The following is a 26,162-nucleotide window of genomic DNA, read 5'->3' as shown; positions in this document are numbered from 1 at the left end:
ACTGTTACAGTTAAAATGTTAAAGAAATGTGAAAATAAAAGTTATAATAATTATAATAAATAGTAATGTATTATAAATTGAATTTGTATTTTTGTTCGACTTTAAAAATTCATATCTAATGAACTTACACGAATATCAAGGTAAAGAAATATTAAACAGTTTTGGGGTTCGTATTCAACGCGGAGTTGTTGCAAATACACCAGAAGAAGCTGTTGAAGCGGCAAAGAAATTAACAGAAGAAACAGGTACAGGTTGGCACGTAATTAAGGCACAAGTACACGCAGGTGGTCGTGGAAAAGGTGGTGGAGTTAAGTTGGCTAAAAACTTAGATGAGGTAAAAAGTATTTCTAATGATATTTTAGGAATGATGTTAATCACTCCTCAAACTTCGGCTGAAGGTAAATTAGTAAACCAAGTTTTAATCTGTGAAGATGTATATTACCCTGGTGCAAGTGAACCAGATGAATATTATATGTCAGTTTTATTAAACCGTGCAACTGGTAGAAACATGGTTATGTATTCTACAGAAGGTGGTATGGATATTGAAACTGTTGCTGAAGAAACACCACACTTAATTTTTACAGAAGAAATTGATCCTGCTTTAGGATTAATGCCTTTTCAAGCACGTAAAATTGCTTTTAACTTAGGTTTAAGCGGTGCTGCATTAAAAGAAATGACAAAATTTGTTACTGCTTTATATACTGCGTATGTAAAATCAGATTCGGCAATGTTCGAAATTAACCCAGTGTTAAAAACATCTGATGATAAAATAATGGCTGTTGATGCTAAAGTTACTTTAGATGAAAACGCTTTATACCGTCATAAAGATTATGCTGCAATGCGTGATATTCGTGAAGAAAATCCTATTGAAGTAGAAGCGAAGGCTGCAGGTTTAAACTATGTAGATTTAGATGGTAATGTTGGATGTATGGTAAACGGAGCTGGTTTAGCAATGGGAACTATGGATTTAATTAAGCAAGCAGGTGGTGAGCCAGCTAACTTTTTAGATGTTGGTGGTACTGCTGATGCTGAACGTGTTGAAAAAGCTTTCGGAATTATCTTAAAAGATACCAACGTAAAAGCAATTTTAGTAAACATTTTTGGAGGAATCGTTCGTTGTGATCGTGTTGCTCAGGGAGTTGTAGATGCTTACAAAAGTATGGGAGACAGAATTAATGTACCTATTATTTGTCGTTTACAAGGAACAAATGCTAAAGAAGCAAAAGAATTAATTGACAATAGCGGAATGGAAATTATTTCTGCTACTGAGTTTCAGGAAGCTGCAGATAAAGTTGCAGAAGTTTTAGGAGCCTAACAATTAGTTTTTAGTTAAATATGTAGGAAAACCCTCACTTTTAAAGTGAGGGTTTTTTGTTTTATCTTGTTGCAATATAAATACTACATAATGAGAAAATTATTAATCCTTATTTTACTTCCTTTTCAATTACTAGCACAAAAAAAAACAAATTCCGAATTGTTTTGGAATACTTTACAAACTCATTGTGGAAAAGCATTTGAAGGAAAAATAATAGCAGGAGCAAAAGAAGGCGATGGATTTACAGGAGAGAAATTAGTAATGCATGTTCGTTCTTGTGAAAACAATACAATTAGAATTCCTTTTTTTGTTGGGGATGATAAATCTCGTACGTGGGTTTTTACCATGAATACCGATAAATTCATACAATTAAAACACGATCATCGACATAAGGATGGCTCGGAAGATAAAATTACACAATATGGTGGCTCTAATCCAAATATGGGATTAGAAAATATTCAATTTTTTCCTGCGGATAAATATACAGCTAATTTAATCCCGCATGCTTCTAATAACGTTTGGTGGGTTACGATTGATAAAACAAGTTTTACCTATAATTTGCGTAGAATAGGAACTGATAGATTGTTTTCTGTAAAGTTCGATTTAACAAAAGAAATAGAGACTCCAAGTGCTCCTTGGGGAAGTGAAGATTAATTTAATAGCGAAGTTCTTCTAGGATTATAGTTCTTAATCACTAGGGAAAAAATTGAAGAATTAGTTTTAAGTTAACTATATATGAAAACTCTCACTTTTTAAAATAAGGTTTTTTCTGTTTGTTATTTTTAGGTTTCGTTGTCGGGTTTGTATAGGAATAGTAATGCGAAAAAAAGGCGGCTACTATTTGGATGAAAACAAGTCAAATTTAAAAACTTGGCGACTTTGAAAAAGTGCTTTGTCTATTGGGGTAAGCACTCATATGCTTATTATTTTTATTCGTTATTTAGGGTTGTTTTTTTTTCGGACTGTTCATTGATATTGTAGAATAACCACTAAAATATGAGTACGAACCTTCAGGTAATCTTTTAATTGTACTATAAAATTTTTTATCAAGGCTTAATTCTTTGTCAAGATATGTTAAAATCTCTTGAGCTTCAATTCTATTTTTAGGTTCAGCTTCTAAATGTTTTTCCTTTTTAGCTGGGTGTAATTCTTCAAATCCATATGTTCTATAAATACCGTGATCTTTAATTTTAAAGCTAGTGTAATCACTATCTAAAAAAGTTGTGCAATTGTTCTCTATCCTGCAATCTTTAATCTCATTGATATTTTTTTCTTTTATTTTTAAAAATAACTTTTCTGCTAATTTTGAATTTATATAGGCAGTATCGACTATTTCTCTCTCAATTTCTTTTTTTCTTAGAAATTCAGTTACGTTATATATAAATTTTTTAATTGACCTCCATGTTCTATTTTTTGTAAACCTTACTTTTCTATTTGAGTAATCGAGCTCGGTTACAATATATCCTTTAAAGCTATTGTCATTTAGTTTAATAAGTTCAACCTTTTGAGGTTTTCCTGCCAATGAAATTTTGTAGTAGCTTTTAAATTGCAATGTGTCCAATTGTTGTGAAAAACAATTAGTGTTTAATAATAAAAATATAAATAAAAGCACGATGTTTTTCATAATGTTTAGATACCCATTATTTCCAGGAAGGATATCAATCAATAACGAAGTTACTTGTTTTAACTTTAATAATCAACCCAAATATTTCTACAAATTTTTCCTTAAAACAGCAATTTCATCACGTAATTGCGCGGCAACCATAAAATCTAAACCTTTGGCAGCTTCTTCCATTTGTTTACGTTTGGCACGAATACGTTTCTCTATTTCTTCTTTAGGTAAATATTGTAAATCTTGTTCTGCAGCTTTTTGTATTGCGTTATCATACTGATATGTTGCTGTGGTATCTTTAGAAAGCGTATTGTCTAATTTCTTATTAATTTGCGTTGGTGTAATTCCGTTTTTAGTATTGTAATTAATCTGTTTTTCACGCCTACGATCGGTTTCATCCATGGTGCGTTGCATACTATTGGTAACTTTATCGGCATATAAAATTGCGAGTCCGTTTACATTTCTTGCTGCTCTACCAACAGTTTGTGTAATAGATCTGTGGCTACGTAAAAAACCTTCTTTATCAGCATCTAAAATAGCAACTAATGATACTTCGGGTAAATCTAATCCCTCACGAAGTAAGTTTACACCAATTAAAACATCAAATATTCCTTTACGTAAATCTTGCATTATTTGTACACGCTCTAAGGTATCAACATCCGAATGTATATAACGACAACGAACCTGTATTCTGGTTAAATATTTAGCCAATTCTTCAGCCATTCTTTTGGTTAAAGTGGTAACCAAAGTACGTTCATCTTTTTCTACACGAATTTGAATCTCTTCAATTAAATCATCAATCTGATTCAAACTTGGACGCACTTCTATTACAGGATCTAATAATCCGGTAGGGCGAATTACTTGCTCTACAAAAACACCTTCGGTTTTTTGTAATTCATAATCAGCAGGAGTTGCAGAAACGTAAATAACTTGATTTTGTAACAATTCAAATTCGTCAAACTTTAACGGACGGTTATCCATCGCAGCAGGTAAACGGAATCCATATTCTACCAAGTTTTCCTTTCTACTTCTATCACCACCATACATGGCGTGTGTTTGCGGAATGGTAACGTGGCTTTCATCAATAACCATTAAATAATCCTCAGGAAAATAGTCTAATAAACAGAACGGGCGCGTACCAGGATCTCTACCATCTAAATAACGAGAATAGTTTTCGATACCCGAGCAGTAACCTAATTCACGAATCATTTCTAAATCGAATTCGGTACGTTCTAACAATCGTTTAGCTTCTAGATGTTTACCTATTTCTTTAAAATAATCTACCTGTTTTACCATGTCTTCCTGTATTTTATGAATCGCATTTTGCAATACATCAGGCGAGGTAACAAATAAGTTTGCAGGGTAAATGGTTAGTTCGGTTAGTTTTTCAATTACTTGATTGTTCTCTATATTAAAAGTTTCAATTTCTTCAATTTCATCACCAAAAAAATGCACACGATAACCGCTATCACCGTACGACGGATAAATAGTAACAACATCACCTTTTACTTTAAAAGTTCCGCTTTTTATCTCTATTTCAGTTCTAGAATACAAACTGGTAACCAATTGATGTAAGAATTTTGTGCGCGAAATTTGCTGATCTACTTCAATCGGAATTACATTTTTCTTAAACTCATTCGGATTTCCGATACCATACAAACAAGAAACAGATGCAATTACAATAATATCTCTACGACCAGAAAGTAGGGAAGAGGAAGTGCTAATTCGCAAGCGTTCTATTTCATCATTTATAGATAAATCTTTTTCGATAAAAGTACCTGTAACAGGAATATAGGCTTCTGGTTGATAGTAATCATAATAAGAAACAAAATACTCTACAGCATTGTTCGGAAAAAATTGCTTAAACTCAGAATATAATTGAGCTGCCAAAGTTTTGTTGTGTGCCAATACCAAGGTAGGTCGGTTTACTTCGGCAACAACATTGGCAACCGTAAAGGTTTTACCAGAACCAGTAACACCCAATAATGTTTGGTGTTTCTCGTTGGTATTTAATCCGTTTACTAATTGTTTTATTGCTGTAGGCTGATCGCCTGTAGGTTTAAAATCTGAGTGTAATTCAAAGTCCATACAACAAAAATACGGATAGTTTTATTGATATACTATTGATGATTTAGAAGTAATTTACGCGGTAACTATTATTTTCTTAACAACGAAAAATGACTTTTTTTTCTACGGATTTTTCCATTTTTATCAAGTAGCATAGCATCGTACCAATAATCTGTAGAAGGTAGTTTTTTGCCATTATAAATTCCTCCCCAACCTCGGTGATCTTTACTGGGTATTACCGCAATTCTTTTGCCGTAACGATCATAAATATTTACGGTAACCGACTGAAAAAAATCATTATCAACACCTAATATTTTCCAAGTATCATAAATTCCGTCTTCGTTAGGCGTACAATGTTTCTGAAAGAATATAATAGGTATTTCATCAGAATAAGTTGTTCCGCAACCATTTTTATCTCTTATCTGTATGGTATAGATTCCAACTTCTAAATTCGAAAATGTATGACTAAAATTAGTTATTCCATCAATAAAATTATTAGAATCATTTAAAGCATATTCATAATCTCCTTCGCCTGTTACCGTAATTGTAATGCTATTATCATTTAAAGTATCATCCGTCGTATTAATATTAACAATAAAAGCTTTGCTTGATGTAGTTACGGTAAATGTGTTATATCCCACGCAATAATTTTCTAAAAGTGTATTTGTTGAATAGGCTTCAACTTTATATATTCCTTCTTCGGAAGCTAAATAAACAGCGTTTGTTGCATTGGTAATTAGTAGTCCGTTTTTATACCATTGATACGTATCGGAAACAGTACCTGTTGATGCATCTAAAGTTACCGTTGCAATTGGTAAAGTGTCTTTTGGAATATTAATACAAAGAGGAATGGGAATTGAATTTCCTTGTGGATTTGGTAACGAATTCACAACTAACTTAAAACTAGTAATCGAAAAACAAGAGCTAGCAGGTATTGGTGTAATTCGTACAAAAATGTCTGAATCGTTTGTAAATAAATCATCTTCGTAAGGTGCAACTATCGCATTTAATTGCGCATTTGCATCGTTAAGAGTTCTATAAAAATCAATTGAATGTGTGGTTGTTGTAATTGTAGGATTAAGTGTTGTTATCTCGGTTATTTTTAAAGAGAAATCATAAAAACCTTCCCCAGAACCTTGGCTATTTGTAGCATCAGGATTATTGGCATTTAAATCAGTTTCACAGATATAAACATCGGTTAAGTTAGTGTTTGATGTTGTTGAATTTGTAACGCTTAAGGTAATATCGCCTAAAGCAAAACAATTAGAATTGTTTGCCGGATTGAAACTCACACGAACAACAAGTGTTTCTGGATTTGTTTGGTTTATATAATTTGTTTTAGGTAAAGGATTTAAAAAGTTGATATCGGACTGCGCAAAAAAATCGACATTAACATTCGTAGCATTGTTTGTTAATTGCGCTTCTTGGGTTGTTAAATCGAAATTTGTTCTTCCATCATAAGGATCGGTATCACTATCACATCGATTAAATATGGGAATATTTTGAATTGTTGGTTGTGGCACAAATTCAATATCAGTGCTCGCAGTTAAAGTTGTGTTACACGCATTATTTAATTCGATTGTGAGGTTGTAAATTCCGTCACCAAAATTAATGTCATTTGTTGTTAATATAGAATCGGTTCCGATAATATTTCCATCTTTCTCCCAACTATATGTTGCGCTAGGTTCTATTCTACCAGCCTTTAAACGATAATTTCTACCAGCACAAAAAAACTGTTTTCCATTACTAATTATTGCACCATTGTCTGCATTTAAAATAGTTGTAGGTAAAAAGTACGACTGTATGAAAGGAGGAAGGCCTTGAGAGGATTCTCTTCCGTTTAAACTAACACCATTATGCACATAATTTATAGCATTTTTATTACTTTCAGGCGAGTTGATTACACCTAAATAATTTTGTCTATTTACAGCATGATAAATTTTTCCGTTGGGTCCAATTTGTAAAGCTGCCCTAGAGCCAGAATAGGTGTAAAAAGCATTACCTCTTGAATTGTTAATTGTATTTATATCAGTATTAGAAACATCAAATTGATACAGATTTGCTTGCCCACCGTTAGAAGATGTTCCTGTAGAAATATAAAGTTTGTTTCCTGAAATTGAAAATTCTACTCCGTAACCATCACTAAAATCTAAGTCTAAACTCCGCTCATTGCTAACGATACCTGTAGTGGTATTAAAATCATACAAAAAAGAACCAGATTTAGCAGCTGCCATTGCTAATTTTGTTCCGTCGGGCGATATTTTTAAATAACCTCTACTAGATAATGTGCCTAAAGTTGTATTCATATTTGATTGAATAGGCGTGTTGTTAACTCCGGCAGAAGTTACTTCATAAGTATAAAAACGTTGTGTATCGGCAGTAATTACTCAAAAACTATCACAAGTTTTGCCAATAACAGCGGTTATTTTTTCTGTAGCAGAATTGATTAAAGGGATATTTTTTGTGGTGATATCTCCATTCCCCCCATTTAAACTCATATTTATAATAGAGTAGTTTACTCCGTTAAGATTATTTTCTTGAGCATCAACAGTAAAAAGGTAAAATATACTTGGTATTGTTGGGTTTAGTACAATTAAAGCAGATTGAGAGCTTAAGCTATTTCCTAAAAGTCCAATTCCGTTTGGCATTATTGTATGATTTCTATTCCAAACAGTTGCTCCGTCAGAATAAAAAAGAAGATTTCCGTTTTCATCAGCAATAGAAGAGCATCCTTCAAAAGTGTTTAATTGCCCATTTGTAAGCGCAATAGGATTGCCTGAGCTAAAATCAATACCAGCATTTCGGCCAAAGTACCATATGTTGGCTTCTTGTTGAGTAAAAGCTAAGGATGTGTTGAGGAGAAGAAAAAAAGGGAAACTATTTTTTTCATTCTTTACTATTTTGTTATACAAATTTACATAAAGAATTAGGTTTGACTGTCAGGTAAATAACTGATTATGTACTAAATTTTACATATATAAGGCCCTAATGAAATTTATTAGGATTTTGTTTTGTTATAAAAAGTGTTTTATATAATTACTGCTTTCGGAGAGAGAAGTGGCCCTTTTTGTCTATTTTTTTATCATTTAAATCTGTTAGTTTTGCATGAAACCAATAGTCATTTGATGGAAGATTTTTGCTGTTAAAAGTACCATCCCAACCTTTGTCAGCATTTTGATTATTAAAAGTATATACTATTTTACCGAAACGATCAAAAATTGAAATATTAATTTTTTTAAAGAACTCAGGAGTAGCTCCTCTTATAATCCAAACATCATTTATATCGTCATTATTAGGTGTGAAAAACTTAGGGAAACCAATCACACCAACATTTGTTTGTATAGGAGGTTCGCAATTATTAATATCTCTAACATAAATAGTTCTTACACCAGGTTCAACATTGTTAAAAGTGTGATTTAATCCGTTGTTAAAGAAAGTTACATTATCAAGAGAAAATTCATAACTACTATTTCCGTTAAGATTAACAAAAATAGTGTTGTTTTCATTTTCAGTATCCACTACTATTTGGTTAAAAATTGGAGGATCTAGGTTAATAACTGAAAACTCTTGATAGTTAGCACATTCAATACCGTTTTGATCTTTATAAACAGTAAGAGAAAAATCTCCAATTTTTGTGAGTGTAAATTCTCTTTGACTAGCGATTATATTGCCTGATTGATCTCTCCATTCAAATCGATCATTTGAAACACCACCATCTAATATTATAGGTGGTTGTGAGCTTGGATTGAAGCATAAGGTGTAAGTATCCTTTATTTTAATTATAGGTACTGTATTAACGATAATTTCAACAGGCTCTATTCCACCGCATCCCAAATCTGTATCTATTCTCACATAAATTGTTGTAGAAGAAGAAATAAAAGGTTTTCTTATGTCAATTAAATTAGAAGTGGTTTGAGCTTCAATTAAAGAAGGGTAAAATCTAACTTCTTCTTTATTAATTAAATTATATTGAGTTTTAATTTCTTCTTTTTTCTTTTTTAAATTAAAAGCTCCTTTAGAATCATTATTTATTTTATCGCTGCTATCACAAGTATAATAATTAGGTATAGAATCAAGTTTTACAAACTTAGATTCAATAAAAAAGTTAGTAATGTTAAAACAGCCTTTGTTAGATATTACTTTAACAAAAAGTTCTTGAGGATTACTTTCATTTAAAAAGCTTTCAGGGTTTGAAATTTTATTTTCGTCATTTTCGGCATCTAAAATATTTTTATAAAAAACAAATTCTGTTCTAGAGGTATTTATAACAACTTTATTGTTAATGTCATTTAAATCGAAATAATCGATACCGTCATTATTAGCATCGCATTGGATTAGTTCTTGATTAGCAATGACTTCAGGTAATGGGTAAACAATAACTTCCTTATAGAAAGGGGTTACTGTACCATTCATTGTAACCAAAGCGGTTACAAGGTATTTACCTGGTGTTGTATATTTATGGTTAGTTGATAGCCCTGAAGAGGTAGTGCCGTCACCAAAATCCCAGGTAGCAGAAGTTATAGTACTGTATGCGTCTAGGCTAAAATCAAAAATATCACTGATACATCCATTTTCAGAAACAATTCTATTTCTAAAATAAGATTGAATAAAATTAGGTAAGCCCCTGTATGAAAATCCGTCTCCTAGATTTATTGCGTCATGCTGATAATCACAATCTTCACCAAGTTTATTTGGTTCGTTAATAACACCAATAGTTTTATTGGGTATTATGTAAAAACCATTATAATAACCTTCTTCGTCAACCGTGTTTACTATTGTTATTTGTGCAACATAAATTTTGCCATCTGAAGCTAACTCTATAGATGCAGCGCTTCTAATAGGTGAATTAGTATCAGTGTATACTTCATCTCCTAAATACCCTGAGATATCGTTATTAAAATCATATTGCATAATTTTATAACTTCGATTGCCGTCTATATACCTAATAGAAGGATAGTATAAAATTTTAGAATCAGGAGAAAAACTTAAACCATAAGCAGTATATCCTGAAGTAAAACCTGTTTGCAGGGTAAATTTTTTGTGTAACGACAAGTTTCCTGTAGTATTATTAAAATTAAAAGTATAAATAAAAAAACTTGTAATTAGAGCTAATTTACTACCATCAGGGGAGACTTTCATTTCACCTATTATTTTTTCTGTTCCTGTATTAAGTTCAGTTTTTACAGGGGCTCTTTCTACGCCATCTTTTGTTACTTTATACGCGTGAAAAAGATGATTCATACCTTCATACGACTCACTTCCATAAGTTATCACCCAAATATCTTTTCCGTTTTTGTGGTGTACAGCTGTAATTTCACTACTAGTAGAGTGGGTTAATCTCATGTTTTTATATTTTACTCTTCCTAAAGGATATCTGCTAGATATTTCTATTTCAGAGAAATAAATACCTGGGTATTGTAAAGGTGAATTTAACTCTGTAGTTCTAGTCGTAAAAATATAAAAGGTAGTATCGCTATTAGGTTTAGGAACTATTATAGCGGGTTGTGCATTTTCTGGTTCGCCAATTAAGTTTTCACCATTAATCATTATTTGATGATTCTTATTCCAAACTGTTTGTCCGTTTGTATATAAAACTAAATTACCATTTTTGTCTGAAATAGATGAAGAGCCCTCATGGGTATTCATTTCACTATTGTTTAAAATATCTAATTTACCCTCGTTAAAATGCAAGCCAGCCTTATCTCCAAAATACCAATTATCAGCTTCTCGTTGAGAGAAGCAAAACAGGTAAGAAAATAACAATAAAAAGGTAAAAAACTTATTCATAGCAAATGATAATTTTAGTACGGTTAGCTAACTTACAAAAAAACATCTGTTTATTAGTTAATTATCTTCTCAATAAAGAAAAGTGTCCTTGGTGTTGGTAACTTTTTCCGTTTCTATCTACAAGCTGAGTTTTAAACCAATAATCGTTAGATGGTAATAATTTGCCGTTGTAAGTTCCGTCCCAACCGTTATCATCTATAGAAATAACAGCAACTACTTTACCGTGTCTATCAAAAATAGTAATATTACTAGAAGGATAAAAACTAGAACTAGCTCCTTTTATTTTCCAAGTATCATTTTGTCCGTCTCCGTTTGGAGTTAAGAATTTTGGATATTCAACGACAGCTATTTCTAACTCAGCATCTGGCTGACACCCATTTTTATCTCTAACCAAAACAGTATAAAAACCACCTAATATATTATTAAATAAAGGCTCGTCTTGAAAACCGGTTATACTATTATTTTCATCAATAATAGCAAACTCGTAATCACCGATACCTAAATTTTGATTCTCGGTAATTATTTTAATTGAGTAATTATCTAATCCACTATTATTTGTGTCATCAATAATAACAAGATCATCGCTTGTTAAAGTTGGACTTATAGATTCGTTTACGATGACTTCTCTGTTTCTTTTACAGCCAGTACCATCTTGCATCGTGGCAGATATAATATAAGTTCCGCCTACTGTTGCGTCGTAAAAAGCATCAGTGCTAAGAATAGTAGTACTTCCTTTCAGCGTCCACTCATAATTATATGTTGCAGCAGGATTTATAGGTTCTAACCTTGTTTGAGGATTGTTTAAACAAACAATTACAGGCGTATCAACAGTAAAATCTGGTAATGGATTTATTATAATATTAAATGTTAAATCATCATGAACACATGAGGTATTATTATTTACAACTCTAACATATATTGTTTGATTGTTTACTGTATTTTGATATTTGTTATCATTTAAAGCATTAGCCCCAGATTGCACATCTGCTAAGTTTTCATGAAATGTAACAGTGAAATTACTGTACTCACTAGCGGTATAGTTTGTTAATATTTCAGGGATTTTATTTTTTAGCGTAATATCTCCGTTAACTCCGTTTGCATCATCAGAATTTGTATCGGTTTCATTATCACAATCTATATAGTTTGTGGCTGTGCTTAAAGGGATATTAGGTTCTGGATATATTACTAATTGTAAAGTAGCAATACCATATCTACAATTTGTCGTTGTATTTAAAATGCTAATGTAAATAATTTCGGTAGCAGGATCATCGCCTGATAAATCTGCAGGAAAATTGGTAAAAGTTGGGTCGTTCGTATAATTTTTTTTGTTAAGAGGTAAAACCCCATCAATAGCATTATCACGAGTTCTATGATATGTAATGTCGAATAAACTAGCATCTCTACCGTTAAGAACATCGATATCTCTTTCTGATAAATTAATGTCTTGCGCAAGTCTGTTTCTAGAGTCACCATCACTTGCTGTAGCAATATCACAAATTTCTAGATCTGGAATTGTGTTGGTAATAGTTGGTAGTGGATTTATAATAATATCAAAAGAGGTGTGACCGTTAAAACAACCAGTAATATCGTTCACAACACGTACATAAACGGTTTCTAGATCTCTTGTTTGATTTGTATAGGCAGTATCGTTTAGTATAGGTGAATTCCCTGAGTTAGCATCTGCTGCTGAGGTGTGAAAGGTAACGGTAAAGTCTGTAGTTGATTGCGAGCCTCCTAAAATATCATTAACACGATCCCTTAAATTTATGTCATTATTTTGACCATCGTTAAAAGAACCACTATCAAAATCATCACAAAGATTAAAATCTAAAACTTTATTGTTAACAGGAGGTTGTTGTGCTAAAATTGTAAAGCTCCCTAAGCCTTGGCAATCATTATTTGTTTTGTCGATTATTTTTACATACAAAGATTGCGATGTTAGTGCAGGAACATTTGTATTACGGTAGTTTGATGTATTTATTATATTGTTAGTTATTGCATCTCTATCTGCAATAGTTTCAAAAATTAACACATCTAAATTAGGTCTGTTTGCTACTGGAAAAGTAGCTTTAATATCAGTTTCAACAGAGCTAAGGTCGAAATAGGTAATTCCATCTGTATCATTATTGTTAATAGTGTCATTACCATCAACATCTAAAAAATCATCACAAACAGCAAATTCTTCAGTATAAGCAACATCTGAGGCAAAACCAACAACAATTTCTATCCTTGAAATTCTATAACAAGTTTTATTGGAAATTGTTCGTACCCAAAGAGTATCACCATTAGTAACAGGATGAGCTGTTTGGTTTATTATTTCGGCAGTATTATTTATAGCATCGTTTTCAGTAGGGTAGTATTTATAAGTTTCGTTTGTATAGTTTGTAGAAATACTTTTTTCAGCTAAAGTTAAATTCACTGTAGTTATTAAATCGGCATCTGTATCGCACTGTCTTAAGGTTACAATATTATTTGCAATAACAGGAAGTGGATCAACAATTAAATTAAACGACTTAGAAGTGTCATTACAAGCAGTATTATTGATGTTTTCAATTCGAACATAAATTAGCTGAGAGTTAGCTGAAGTATTTCTGTATGGACTGTTTTTATCTATTACATCAGTATTTTTATCGGTTTGAGCACCAAATAAAGTTGTATGATACGATATTTCGTAAACGGCAGGATCTAGAGATCCTAGAATTTCAGCATCTTTTGTGTTTAATAAAAAGGTAGAAATAAACCCATCAGTATCCGTTCCTATTGAAGTGTCATCACATTGTTCATAATTTGTAGGGGTTTGTGGAGTGGGGTTTCCTGTGACAGCTAAAGTGAATTTTTTTATATCATAACACGCATTTGGTGCAGTTATATTGTGCATTCTTGCATAAATAGTTTGATTGTTAAATGCAGTTGGATTTGTATACGGATTTGTAAGTTCATTTATATTAGCGTCAGCATCAGTTTCAGATAAAAAATATTTTACTTCAAAAACAGCTGGGTCCTGACCATTTAAAACTTCGGGAGTTACGTCATTTTGTAAATCGAAAGTATTAAAGCCATCATTATCAATATCACAAAAGAAAACATTAGTTGGTTGTGCAGCAGAAGTAGCTTCGTAAACTTCTAGTTTAAAAATACCTTCTAATATTGTTGTATCGCCACAAACATCGGTAAGTGATACTTTTAATTTGTAATCACCTGCATTTGATACTGCTAAATTAGTCAGGTTAAGGTCTTTTGTTGTAAATATCGGAGTTGTGTTAGTATTGTAAAACCACTCATATGTTATTACAGATCCGGCCTGAGCAACAACATCTTCAGGAGAAACACTTAAGTCTTCACCAACACAGTTTTGCTCTGTTTGATTATTAAGAATTTTACCTGTTGCAGCATCTGTAATTTCGATAGGAAGTAATAATGAAGATAAAAAAGGAGGTAAACCTTGTGTAGCAAAAGCTCCACCTAAATCAACCGATTGATGAGAATAGTTACAAGCAGCTCCTAGCTCTTCAGGATTGTTTACAACACTTATCTTTGTGCTTTTATCACTAGTCCAATATATTTTACTATCAGGGCCTAGTTGAAGTGCACCTCTTGTGTTGAAATATGTGTGAACTGTATATCTAGAAGTATTAACATCTGTTAATGTTGGTTGTGTTATATCGTACTGAAAAAGATTTTCGTTAGCACCATTAAATTCACCTGTAGAAAGATATAGCCTTCTACTAGAAGTTGAAAATTCAACTCCGTATGCATTTTCAAAGTTAGTGTTTAATGATTGTGGAGTTGCTTCATTGTTAAAATTAGATACTTTACCTGTAACATCATCAAAATCGAATAAAAAAGCTCCTTCTCTCATATTAGCCAAAACGAGCTTGGTGCCGTCTGGAGATACTTTTAAATAACCTCTTGGGTCATTAGCAAATAAACCGTTGATATTTGAAACAACAGGATTGTTAATATCTACACCATTTTCATCAACTTTATAGGCGAAAAAAGTGTTGTTAGTAGCAAAAGAAATTACCCAATACGTATTACATGCATCTGCTCTTACAGCTGTCACTTTTTCGCTCCACTGATCTTTTAAAATACTTGTATGAAGTTCCGTTGGACCATCTGTAATATCACCAAGTCCACCATTTTTTGTCATGTCAACAGTATAATACCAAAAACCATTTTCACCAACACTTCCTATTGTAGATCCTACAGTGAAAAGATAATAAACATCATCTTTTTTTGGAGCAGGAATAGTAAGAGCTGATTGTGAACTAGATGAATCTCCTTTTAGTGTTTGTCCGCCAGAAAGAGTGTCAGAAAAAGGCATTGGGTTATTATCTTTATTCCATATAGTTAAATTTCTTGCATCCGGATTTGGGGCACCAACATAAAAAAGTAATTCACCTTTTGAATTTGAAAAAGACGAGCATCCTTCTACTGTATTAAGTTCGCTATTAGCTACAGGTATTGGAGAACCTGAGTTAAAATCTAAAGCAGCATTGGCACCAAAATACCAAAAATTGGCTTCTTTTTGACTAAAAGCAGAAATCGTAATTAAAAAAAATATAGAGAATAGTAGTTTTTTCATTCTTAGGTGTTTTCTTACTGAAAATAGAACAGCTAAACTACTGAATACCCTCTATAAATCTCGTTTTTTTAACAATAAAAATGAAGCATAGATAAAAATAAGCGTCCAAATTAAAACTATAACAATGTTAATGTAATTTACAGAGTAGTCTTTAGTAAAGTTTTCACCTATTTGATTGGCAACCGATTTAACAGCTCCTAACCTCGTAAATGGTTCTTTTATCAGGTTAGCCATAGCTTCTAAAGGGAAAAATTGCATTACTGAATTAACCGCTTCCTCAGTACTTGTTTTTAGGTCTTTAAAAGTCCAATATAAATAACCTTTAAAAATACTTTCTATAATTAACCATACCACCATTGCTGCAACAGCAAATGCTGATCGTTTAATTAATATACCTAAGAATAGGCCAAAAGAAAAGAAACCAACTAGTTTAATAAAAAAAGCAAGAAGGTAGTTTAAGTCAGAAAAAATAATAGATAACTCATTGAAGTCAGAGTAAATAGCGCCTAATATTAACGAGGTAACGAAAACAAAAATAGTTGAGATAAAAGCAAATGCTATAACGGTGTAGAATTTTGAAAGAATGAATTCTTTTTTGCTTAAACCATCAATTAAGTTTTGTTTTAATGTTTTATAACTGTATTCATTAGCCATCATAGAAACAATTACAAGTAGTAAAAAGAATTTAAAAGTGGCTGCCATATAAGTATTAAAATGCCATATGTAAGGAAAGTTAAAAATGCCTTGATCTGCTAAATGAAATTTAATTGGACCAATATCAAATTTAATAGCTGCAATTAAGGCGATTGAAGTTAATAAAGCAAAATATATGATTGATAGAACTTTACTAGCTCTACTGTATTTAAGTTTATGGAATTCTATATATAAAAGACGTTGCATGTTTGTTGAATTAGTTATTTGTTAAATCTAAAAATTGTTGTTCTAAGCTTAGTTTTCGCTTAACTAAGTGGGAAACAATTACTCCGTTTTCGTATAAGTGTTTGTTTAATTGCGAAGCAGAAATTTCATTTTCTAAACGAGCAGTTACTAAATCACCTTCAACATCAACTGTTGCTATTTCGTAATAGTTTTTTAAAACATTTACTAGTTTATCTATATCATCATCTGTTTTAACTTCTATAACTCCGTTTGAAACAACCATATTGTCAACGCTACCACTATACAGTTTTACTCCGTTCCTTATAATAAGAACATGTGTACAAACCTTTTCAACTTCGTCGAGTAGGTGAGATGCAAGTAAAATTGTAGTTCCGTTTTTGGCAATATCTTTAATTATTTGACGAATTTCATGAATTCCTTGTGGGTCTAATCCATTAGTAGGTTCATCTAAAATTAATATTTCAGGATCATTTAACAAAGCAGAAGCAATTGCTAAACGCTGTTTCATACCTAAAGAGTAGGTTTTAAATTTACTGTCTTTTCTTTCGAAGAGGTTAACTACTTTTAATTTTTCATCAATTTTATCGGCTGAAACTCCTTTGATTTTACAAATTAATTGTAAGTTCTGAACAGCTGTCATGTATGGGTAAAAATTAGGGCGTTCAATAATGGCACCTACTTTTTTTAAAGCTTCATGAGTAGATAGCTTTCCATCAAACCAACTAAAACTACCAGAGTTTTCGTTAACTACATTTAAAATAATACCTAAAGTAGTTGATTTTCCACTTCCGTTAGGCCCTAAGATTCCGTAAACATTTCCTTTTTTAATATCAAAAGAAAGGTTGTTTACCGCGTGGACTTTTCCGTATTTTTTATCGAGGTTTTTTATTGATAAAATTGTTTCCAAGTTTTTCGGTTTTGTTGATTATGTGTATTCGACGACTAACTAAAATTAATGTTACAATTTATAAAAAAGAAAAGACTTCCTGGGAAAAGGAAGTCTTTATTAATAGTTTATGATTTTGTGCTTATATTTTTTCTAATAATCTAAATCCTTCACCATGAATGTTAAGTATTTCAACATTTTCATCGCCTTTTAGGTATTTACGGAGTTTAGCAATATAAACATCCATACTACGAGAAGTGAAATAATTATCATCTCTCCAAATTTTTGTTAACGCTAATTCACGTGGCATCAAATCATTTTTATGAACAGCCAACATTCTTAAAAGCTTGCTTTCTTTTGGTGAAAGTTTTTGAGCTTCGCCACCATTAAGTGAAAGATGACGTAGTTTAGAATTAAAATCGAATCCACCAATTTTAAACTCAAACTCATCTGTATCACTAGATTTTTCGTTTTCTTTACGTTGTAAAATAGCTTTTATTTTATGTAATAAAACTTCAGAATCGAAAGGTTTATTTAAATAATCGTCAGCTCCTACTTGGTAACCTCTTAAAACATCTTCTTTTAATGTTTTAGCGGTTAAAAATATAATCGGAATTTCTTTATTGGTAACACGAATGTCTTGCGCTAATGAAAAACCATCTTTACGAGGCATCATAACATCTAAAATACATAAATCATATTCTCCGTTTTTAAACATGATTAACCCATCTATCCCATCTTTAGCATGTGTAACGTTGTAGTCATTTAATGCTAAATAATCTTTAAGAACTGTTCCGAAATTCGGATCATCTTCTACTAAAAGTATTTTTTTGCTTCCCATTTTTTTGATTTTATATTAACGGTATTTTCACTGTAAATAAGCTTCCTTTACCTTTTTCACTTTCAACATGAACAGTACCTTGATGACTGTCTATAATTTCCTTAACATAAGCCAATCCTAAACCATGACCTTTAACGTTATGTATATTTCCTTTATGCTCTCTATAAAATTTATCGAAAACATATTTCTGAGCATTTCTACTCATTCCAATACCTTCATCTTTTATCTTAAAGATAAAGTATTTATTTGTACTCTCTGTATAAATATCAATTTTAGGGCTTTCATCAGAGTATTTTATGGCGTTTTCTAACATATTTACTATAATATTAGTTAGATGAAATTGATTACCAAGCACTTCTGTTGATATTGCTTTAAAATGAGATGTTACACTTCCTTTTTTATCATCTACTAGCAACTGAATATGTTCAATAGCTTCCTCTATAGTGTCGTGCATATCAGTAGCATCCTTACTAATTTCTATCTGATTTTTCTCTAACCTAGAAATTCGTAAAACATTTTCTACCTGACCGTGCATACGTTTGTTTTCTTCACGTATCATTTGCACATAGCGCTTTACTTTTATTTCGTCAGATATGATTTTTGGGTTTTTAATCGCATCTAAAGCTAAGTTTATAGTTGCAATAGGCGTTTTAAACTCATGTGTCATATTATTTATGAAATCTGTCTTTATTTCAGAAATCTTTTTTTGACGTACTAATTGATATAATGATGTTGAAAAAGCTGCAATAATTATACCGATAAATAATAATGATAATCCTAAGATTTTCATCATTCCTGATAATAAATTTTTACGTTCATCAGGAAATTTTACATATAACTTGTATTCACTATTGCCATTATCATCTGCAAATAAAGTATGATAAGCATCATTTGGTTGAATATTAAAGTAACCAGATTTTAATTGTGTAGCCAAGCCTTCCTCATAGACACAGTATTTAAAATCTTGATTAATATTCATTTTTACCAATTCTTCTCTTATAGTATTGTTTAGTTCTTGATTACTTATGCGTTCGTTAATTGGGTAAATTTTATTTCGTTGTAGAAGCATATCTTCAGTTAATCTTCTATTAAACTTCGGATATGTTTTTACGGTCGAAAAACTATTTTCTTCAATAAAAGAATTAAAATCTTTATTAGTTGATTTAATTACTTGCGAAGAATAAAAATCTTGTTTACCGGTATAACGTTTAACAACAATAGAATCGTTGTTAACAAAATCACTTGGCATTTTTATGCTTTCAGCTAAAAGTGTTGTGCCAAACGTAAATTTTCTTTTGTTGGTTGTGTCTATCTGTTGAAATAAATAGGTGTCTATTTCAGCTTCAGAAACAAACTTTCTATCGTTAAGAAATTCTTGGTTGTTCTGAACAAATTCAGCGTACTCTCTATCCTTAATCCTTTCAGATGTTTTTGCTAATGCAATTTTAATATTATTGTCAAATTGTTGTTGCTTACTCTTTATAGAATCCTTAATCCAATATACTTGAACAGCGATAATACCTATTAAAGAAATACTCATTAATACAACAATGAGAATGAAGATTTTCTTACCCATTATTCAAAAATAAATCAATAAAATGAAGGAATGTTTGCTTTTAACTTAGATTAACAAAGTTACTGAAAAATTAAGATAATTTTAACAAAAAATATTTAAAAAATGTAAGTTACCTAGTGATTTTTGTTAAATTATTATGAATATTTAATGTTTGCTCTTCTGTTTTGATAAAAGTAAGATTTTCAATTACATAATGAGATTGCAATGTTTTTTTTGATTGATTCCATTGATTTTTAATCCTACTTTTTACAGCGTCTATTGTCGTATTATCCCTTTCTAAAACACGTTGAATTCTAATTTTTTCCGGAGCCGTTACAGTAATTATTTTATCACAAAAAGTATTGCTTCCATTTTCAAATAAAATGGCATTTTCATATAAAATATAATCTTTGTGATTGTTTTTAAGGATGAAATCTTGTAAATGTTGGTTAACGATAGGATGCACGATGGTATTTAAAACACTTAATTTCTGCTTATCTTTAAAGACAATATTAGCTAAATAAGGTCTGTTAAGGTTGTTGTTTAAGTATACATCTTTACCGAACTCAGCAATTAATTGCGTTTTAATCTCAATAGAAGAGTTCATTAATTTTTTAGCTTCATCATCCGCAATATAAATAGCAATGTTTTTAAATTTAGAAAACATTTTTACAACAGTTGATTTTCCGCTGCCAATACCGCCTGTTATACCTATTACCATTAGTTATGTATTAAAAAGTCTATTTTTTTAGGAACTATTCTAACAACAGAGATCGAATCTGGAAGTTCTGTTAATTTTGGCGTTAAATAGGTAGCTTTATTGTTTTTTACCTGATTATAATCACATTCTATTTTAAATAAATTAGCATCTACTTTATTAAAGTTTTTTAAGCCTACTTTGTAGATTATTTTTACTTTTTTAGGGAAAATATTTATTTCTTTAGGAGCGTTTTTTATTGAAACAGGAATCTCTATTTCACCTTCCGTAAATTTATCGACAAAAACACTTATTTCAGCAGATGTAATATTAGGTTTAATATTTGGCGGAGTATTTATAGAGGCGTTAATTTTAATGTTTTTTGCAACATTGTCTAAATTTATCGGTTCTAACTCTAAAAAAGATATATTCTTTAATAAAGACTCTTCTCCAGAAATTAAAACGGTATTAGGTTTTACGATTACGGGAGATGATAAGTCATGGCCAAGTTTAAAATTTATATCTAAATTGGTGATTAAAGGAACTTCTTTAGAATGCAATGTTCCTATTTTTAGAGGAATTGTATCTTTTTGAATACTAATTAATTCAATACCAGATTTTAATTGGCTTTGTACCTCTGATTGCAATTTTTCTGCATAAAAATAATAATCAACATCTTTTTTTCTATTCGCTTTTTCTAAATTTAATACTACTTGATCATTTGAAAAACTAGTAGAAATCAATTTAAAACCACTTCCTTTTATAAGTAATGGGATTTTTTTAATAGGAGTTTCAATAATTGTTTTTTCGATAGATAAATTAGTATACACCGTGTCAATAGCTATCTCAACAGTGTATTCTTTTGATAGATTTATTAATAACCAAAAGAGTATAGAGGCTAATAAAAAACCGAAAAAAGTTTTAGGGATGTTAAAAATGTTTTTCAAAGTTTATAAATATTATGCAATCTACATAAAAAACAAAAAAGAGCGCTAATTAGCGCTCTTTTTTATAATAAATACATTAATTACTTTTTAACTTCAGTATTGTATTTTTTGCTTAATTCCATTGAAATGGCAGAGCGTTCAAATTTAATTTTTCCAGCACCAGTTTCAATAGTAATAGTGTTGTCATTATCATTAATTTCAACAATTTTACCATGAATACCACTACTTGTAATTACTTTACTTCCCTTTTGAACTGTTGATTGAAATTTCTTTTCATTTTTTTGACGCTTCATCTGCGGACGAATAATCAAAAAATAAAAAACACCAATCATGGCAACAAAAGGAAGCATGTTCATAATACTTTCTTGTGTACTTGCTTGTAAAAAAATAGATGCAAACATTATATCGCTTTATTTTTAGGAGTTACCATACCTGAAATCTTTAAAACTTCTCTACCCTTTGTTGTGTTGGTCGTTAGTGTTATAGATTTAGACTGTCTGTTAGGTTTACCATTTGTGTTAAAACTAACTTGTATCTCACCGGTATCTCCAGGAGCAATAGCTTCTTTAGGCCAAACAGGTACTGTACAACCACAACTTGCTTGTGCATTAGTAATTACTAAATCTCCTTTACCAGTGTTGGTTACTGTAAAAGAAGTTTTTACTACTTCTCCTTCGGTAACAGTTCCGAAATTATATTCTTGCTTGTCAAAAGATATAGAAGCTGCTCCTGCGTTAATAGAAACATCTCTTTTTTCAGCGTTTTCTACGTTTTCTTTTTTTACTTTAGATGATGCATTTTCTTGCCCACAAGAAACTAACATTCCTGTTGAAAGAACAAATGCAATTGCTACTGCTATTTTCTTCATTTTAATATATTTTAATTGATTTGTAAAAATAATAATTTTTATAATAATCCCCTACCAATTTTAACCATCTTCTCAGAGGCAAGGTAGTCTTTAGATAATTTATCTAAAACACCATTAATAAAATAACCACTTTTATTGGTAGAATAATCTTTAGCAAGTTCTATGTACTCGTTTATACTAACTCTTGTAGGTATTGATGGGAAATGTAAAAATTCGGTAATAGACATTTTAATAATAATCATATCGATATCCGCAATTCTATCTACTTCCCAATTCGGAGTTTTATCTATAATATCTTCTTGATATTTATGTTGATGTAATACCGTTTTAGTAAATAAGTTAGATACAAACTGCTTGTCTTCACTATCTTTATATAAGCTTCCTAAAATAAAAGGATTCTGAGCTTTTTGTTTGTTTAATGACTTTACAATCCAGGTATTTACAAAAGGAATATCATCTACCCAAGAAATCATTTTATCTTCAAAATAATCTGCTAATTTTTCATTTGGCGCAATTATTTCTTTAAAAAATTCGATAATAAATTTTTTGTCTGTAGCGTATGAATCATCAGTAGTGATCATATATTTTTTATATAAATCACTTTCTAGTAATTCATCTAAAATAATACGTACATATTCATTGTCAAACTCCCAATAATTAAGGTTGTTAAGTTCAACATAGCCTTCTAAACTTACACTTTCGTTAAGTAAGTTGATAAGTTTGTTGTTAATAAACTTGGTGTTTGGGTTTAAGTCTTCTTTGGTAACAAGAATCTTCTTTTTAGAAAGTTCTATTCTTTTATGAGCTAATTTCTGAACTTCAACTAATAACTGAAGGTTAAGAACATATAAATCATACATTTTCTGAATACTGTTTTGCAAGAATTTTTCTTCCTTTACAATATTATCACTTTGCGATTGCTGCATTGCATAAACCGACTGCATTACCTTAACTCGAATATGTCTTCTGTTAATCATTTTAAAGAACTTTAAAAAAAAGAGCGATAGAAACTATTTCTAACGCTCTGCAAAAGTAAAACTTTTTTGTTTTTTATCTAGCTATTTTGCTCTTTTTTACGAGCATCAATTCTTGCTTGTGCAATATTAAAAGCAGCTTGGTGTGTTGTGATACTTTCTTTATCAGCTAAGTTAAAAATATCTAAGGTAGTATTGTAGATGTTTTCAGTTCTTTTTAAGCTTTCAGCCTTGTCGTAACCTACAACTTCTGCATATACATTTATAATTCCACCAGCGTTAATTAAGAAATCAGGTGCGTAAGCAATTCCTTTTTCTCTTAATAATTTACCGTGTTTTAACTCATTTGCTAATTGATTATTTGCAGCACCTGCAATAACCTTCGCTTTTAACTGTGCAATACTTTCGTCGTTTACAGTGGCACCTAATGCACATGGAGCATAAATATCAACATCTAATCCGTAAATATCATTTCCTAAAACTACGTTTGCACCGTATTTTTTACTTAGTTCTTCTAAACGAGCTTCGTTTATATCATTTAAGATAACCTTTGCTCCTTCATCAGTAATATGTTTTACTAAAGTTTCGCCAACATGACCAACACCTTGAACTAAAACTTTTTTACCTTCTAAATTGTCTGTTCCAAAACGATATTTAGCAGCAGCTTTCATACCCATGTAAACACCGTAGGCAGTTACAGGAGATGGATTTCCAGATCCTCCGATAGCTTCAGAAACACCAGTTACGTGTGGCGTTACTTCGCGAATAACATCCATGTCGCGAGTTTCCATACCAATATCTTCGGCAGTAATATAACGTCCACTTAAAGAGTTTACATATTCTCCGAACTTACGCATTAAAGCGTCATTTTTTTGAGTTTTTGCATCCCCAATAATTACAGCTTTACCACCACCAAGATTTAATCCTGTAATAGCAGATTTGTAAGTCATTCCGCGAGACAAACGTAATACATCGTTAAGAGCCTCCCATTCATTATTATATTGCCACATTCTAGTACCACCTAAAGCAGGTCCTAAAGTTGTGTTATGAATACCAATTATTGCTTTTAAACCTGTATCTTCGTCATTGCAAAAAACGATTTGTTCGTGATTGTCAAAAGATAACTGACCAAATACTGGGTCATTCTTAAGGTCTTTAGTATCAATGATTTCTGATGTCATTTGTATTGTTTTTTAATTTGAGGTTGTTTTAATAATCTCAAAAATTCGAGGGCAAAAATAAGAAATCGTTAAAACATAAGCAAAAAAAGAAACCTAAATTGTGTTATCTTTAACAAGAAAGCTTTTTAAACCTTAATTTTTAACAAAAAAACATTTTTAAATTGAAATCATTACAATATCTTAATAAGTACTTTATTAAATACAAATGGAGATTATTATTAGGAGTATTAATAACAGTATTAGCAAAAATTTTAACACTTAAAATCCCTGATTTTGTTGGGGATTCTTTAAATATTGTTGAAGACTACCAGTTAGGTAAGGTTACAGACTTATCACAAGTAAAAACAGTTTTACTTAATAATATATTATTGATAGTAGGTGTAACTTTATTGGGTGGTTTTTTTACTTTCTTAATGCGACAAACAATCATTGTGATGTCGAGAATGATTGAGTTTGATCTTAAGAATGAGATTTATCAGCAATACCAACGCTTATCTAACAATTTTTATAAAAAGAATAGAACCGGCGATTTAATGAATCGTATTAGTGAAGATGTATCTAAGGTTCGTATGTATTTTGGACCTGCAATTATGTATTCTTTAAACATGCTGGTATCTCTAGCAATTGGGTTTTCTCAGATGTATGCCATTTCTCCAAAACTTACGTTATATACCATGATTCCGTTTCCTATTTTATCGGTTTCTATTTTTGTGTTAAGTAGGCAAATAAATAAACGTAGTACAATTGTTCAGCAATACTTATCAAAATTAACAACATTTAATCAAGAGTTTTTCTCGGGAATTAATGTGGTGAAATCCTACGCGATAGAAGAAGAGGTAATTGCGTCCTTTGATGAAATAGCCGACCAGAGTAAAGAAAAAAACATAGAACTATATAAAATTCAAGCTTTATTTTTTCCATTAATGATCTTGTTAATAGGTCTTAGTAATATTATAGTACTGTATATAGGAGGTAAACAATACATTGCAGGCGAAATTCAACTAGGAGCAATTGGGGCATTTGTAATGTATGTAAATATTCTTACTTGGCCTGTAGCAGTAGTTGGTTGGGTAACTTCTATGGTGCAGCAAGCTGAAGCTTCGCAACAAAGAATTAATGAATTTTTAGAAGAGATTCCTGAAATTGTAAATACTACAGATGTAACGACTGAGGTTGCAGGAGAAATTGAATTTAAAGATGTGTCTTTAACGTATGAAGATACTAATATTACGGCTTTAAATAAAGTGAGTCTGGTAATTAAAAAAGGAGAAACCTTAGCTATTTTAGGTAAAACAGGAAGTGGTAAAACAACAATAATTAATTTAATTTCTCGTTTGTATGATGTAAGTGAGGGAGCGGTTTTAATTGACGGGATAAATATTAAGGAGTGCAATTTATATGATGTAAGAAGGCAAATTGGTTTTGTGCCACAAGATCCGTTTTTGTTTTCTGATACGATTCAGAATAATATAAAGTTCGGAAAAGAAGACGCTACAGAAGAAGAGATTATAGCAGCAGCAAAAAATGCGGTGATTCATGATAATATTGTCGATTTTAAAGAAGGTTATAACACAATTTTAGGAGAAAGAGGCGTTACTTTATCGGGAGGACAAAAACAGCGAACATCAATCGCTAGAGCTATTATAAAAAATCCTAAAATTTTAATTTTCGATGACTGTTTATCTGCTGTCGATACAGAAACTGAAGAACAAATTCTATCAAATCTAGAAAAAGTATCGAACGACAAAACCACAATTATTATTAGTCATAGGGTTTCATCAGCAAAAAATGCTGATAAAATTATTATTTTAGATGAAGGTAAGATTATTCAGCAAGGTGTTCATAATCAATTAATAGAAACAGTAGGTTATTATAAAGAGCTGTACGAACAGCAACTTTTAGAAAAAGAAATGTAAGGTTTCGTATTGCCAAGTCAATTATTTTGTT

19 protein-coding genes are annotated in these 26,162 nt (G+C 31.0%); 3 read left to right on the top strand and 16 right to left on the bottom strand.

All coding sequences use genetic code 11. From position 1 onward, the window contains the following. Positions 1–118: 118 nt before the first annotated feature. Positions 119–1,315: an ADP-forming succinate--CoA ligase subunit beta gene (gene sucC, locus P2G10_RS00705; RefSeq protein WP_218773056.1), complete on the top strand. Its 1,197-nt coding sequence runs from the start codon at positions 119–121 to the stop codon at positions 1,313–1,315. A 90-nt stretch (positions 1,316–1,405) separates the two neighbouring features. Next, the gene (locus P2G10_RS00700) at positions 1,406–1,969 is read left to right on the top strand and encodes a hypothetical protein (protein WP_275314807.1); all 564 of its coding nucleotides are present in this window, start codon (positions 1,406–1,408) and stop codon (positions 1,967–1,969) included. A 286-nt stretch (positions 1,970–2,255) separates the two neighbouring features. Here the strand turns inward: P2G10_RS00700 and P2G10_RS00695 are convergent, their stop codons facing one another. From P2G10_RS00695 to P2G10_RS00620, 16 genes are all read right to left on the bottom strand, one after another. Then, positions 2,256–2,837 carry a hypothetical protein gene (locus P2G10_RS00695; RefSeq protein ID WP_275314806.1) on the bottom strand — a complete coding sequence of 194 codons (582 nt, stop codon included), beginning with the start codon at positions 2,835–2,837 and terminating at the stop codon, positions 2,256–2,258. Between the two features lie 189 nt (positions 2,838–3,026). Next, the gene (uvrB, locus tag P2G10_RS00690) at positions 3,027–5,015 is read right to left on the bottom strand and encodes an excinuclease ABC subunit UvrB (RefSeq protein ID WP_275314804.1); all 1,989 of its coding nucleotides are present in this window, start codon (positions 5,013–5,015) and stop codon (positions 3,027–3,029) included. Positions 5,016–5,083: 68 nt separating this feature from the next. Next, positions 5,084–7,300, bottom strand: a complete 2,217-nt coding sequence (locus tag P2G10_RS00685; RefSeq protein ID WP_275314802.1) for a T9SS type B sorting domain-containing protein — start codon at positions 7,298–7,300, stop codon at positions 5,084–5,086. 81 nt (positions 7,301–7,381) lie between these two features. After that, positions 7,382–7,906: a hypothetical protein gene (locus P2G10_RS00680; RefSeq protein WP_275314800.1), complete on the bottom strand. Its 525-nt coding sequence runs from the start codon at positions 7,904–7,906 to the stop codon at positions 7,382–7,384. Positions 7,907–8,030: 124 nt separating this feature from the next. Next, complete coding sequence (locus P2G10_RS00675) at positions 8,031–10,781, bottom strand: T9SS type B sorting domain-containing protein (protein WP_275314799.1); 2,751 nt, start codon at positions 10,779–10,781, stop codon at positions 8,031–8,033. Between the two features lie 61 nt (positions 10,782–10,842). After that, the gene (locus P2G10_RS00670) at positions 10,843–15,366 is read right to left on the bottom strand and encodes a T9SS type B sorting domain-containing protein (protein WP_275314798.1); all 4,524 of its coding nucleotides are present in this window, start codon (positions 15,364–15,366) and stop codon (positions 10,843–10,845) included. A 51-nt stretch (positions 15,367–15,417) separates the two neighbouring features. Further along, positions 15,418–16,266, bottom strand: coding sequence for an ABC transporter permease (locus P2G10_RS00665; RefSeq protein WP_275314797.1), 849 nt, complete (start codon positions 16,264–16,266; stop codon positions 15,418–15,420). Between the two features lie 10 nt (positions 16,267–16,276). Beyond that, entirely contained in the window at positions 16,277–17,173 is an 897-nt protein-coding gene (locus P2G10_RS00660; protein WP_275314795.1) for an ABC transporter ATP-binding protein, read from the bottom strand. A 121-nt stretch (positions 17,174–17,294) separates the two neighbouring features. Beyond that, positions 17,295–17,993: a response regulator transcription factor gene (locus P2G10_RS00655; protein WP_218773045.1), complete on the bottom strand. Its 699-nt coding sequence runs from the start codon at positions 17,991–17,993 to the stop codon at positions 17,295–17,297. Positions 17,994–18,003: 10 nt separating this feature from the next. Next, on the bottom strand, positions 18,004–19,569 hold the full coding sequence (locus P2G10_RS00650) for a sensor histidine kinase (protein WP_218773044.1): 1,566 nt from the start codon (positions 19,567–19,569) through the stop codon (positions 18,004–18,006). A 109-nt stretch (positions 19,570–19,678) separates the two neighbouring features. Beyond that, positions 19,679–20,269 (bottom strand): dephospho-CoA kinase, encoded by a 591-nt coding sequence (gene coaE, locus P2G10_RS00645; protein ID WP_275314793.1) that lies wholly within the window; start codon positions 20,267–20,269, stop codon positions 19,679–19,681. After that, a complete protein-coding gene (locus P2G10_RS00640) occupies positions 20,269–21,192 on the bottom strand; it encodes a YbbR-like domain-containing protein (RefSeq protein WP_275314791.1) in 924 nt (307 codons plus the stop codon). Before P2G10_RS00640 ends, coaE begins: the two co-directional genes overlap by 1 nt. 80 nt (positions 21,193–21,272) lie before the next feature. Continuing rightward, the gene (gene yajC, locus P2G10_RS00635) at positions 21,273–21,593 is read right to left on the bottom strand and encodes a preprotein translocase subunit YajC (RefSeq protein ID WP_275314788.1); all 321 of its coding nucleotides are present in this window, start codon (positions 21,591–21,593) and stop codon (positions 21,273–21,275) included. Next, the gene (locus P2G10_RS00630) at positions 21,593–22,060 is read right to left on the bottom strand and encodes a DUF1573 domain-containing protein (protein ID WP_218773040.1); all 468 of its coding nucleotides are present in this window, start codon (positions 22,058–22,060) and stop codon (positions 21,593–21,595) included. Before P2G10_RS00630 ends, yajC begins: the two co-directional genes overlap by 1 nt. 38 nt (positions 22,061–22,098) lie before the next feature. Further along, positions 22,099–23,037: a transcription antitermination factor NusB gene (gene nusB / locus P2G10_RS00625; RefSeq protein ID WP_218773039.1), complete on the bottom strand. Its 939-nt coding sequence runs from the start codon at positions 23,035–23,037 to the stop codon at positions 22,099–22,101. A gap of 77 nt (positions 23,038–23,114) precedes the next feature. After that, complete coding sequence (locus tag P2G10_RS00620; RefSeq protein WP_275314784.1) at positions 23,115–24,215, bottom strand: Glu/Leu/Phe/Val family dehydrogenase; 1,101 nt, start codon at positions 24,213–24,215, stop codon at positions 23,115–23,117. Between the two features lie 161 nt (positions 24,216–24,376). Here P2G10_RS00620 and P2G10_RS00615 point away from each other — a divergent pair, with 161 nt between their 5' ends. Then, entirely contained in the window at positions 24,377–26,131 is a 1,755-nt protein-coding gene (locus P2G10_RS00615) for an ABC transporter ATP-binding protein (RefSeq protein ID WP_275314781.1), read from the top strand. Positions 26,132–26,162 lie beyond the last annotated feature (31 nt).

The organism is Tenacibaculum bernardetii, from assembly GCF_029125915.1.
GTDB classification, from domain to species: domain Bacteria; phylum Bacteroidota; class Bacteroidia; order Flavobacteriales; family Flavobacteriaceae; genus Polaribacter; species Polaribacter bernardetii.
Note: the sequence above shows the minus strand (reverse complement) of the source record. Positions and strands in the feature narration are given on the sequence as shown.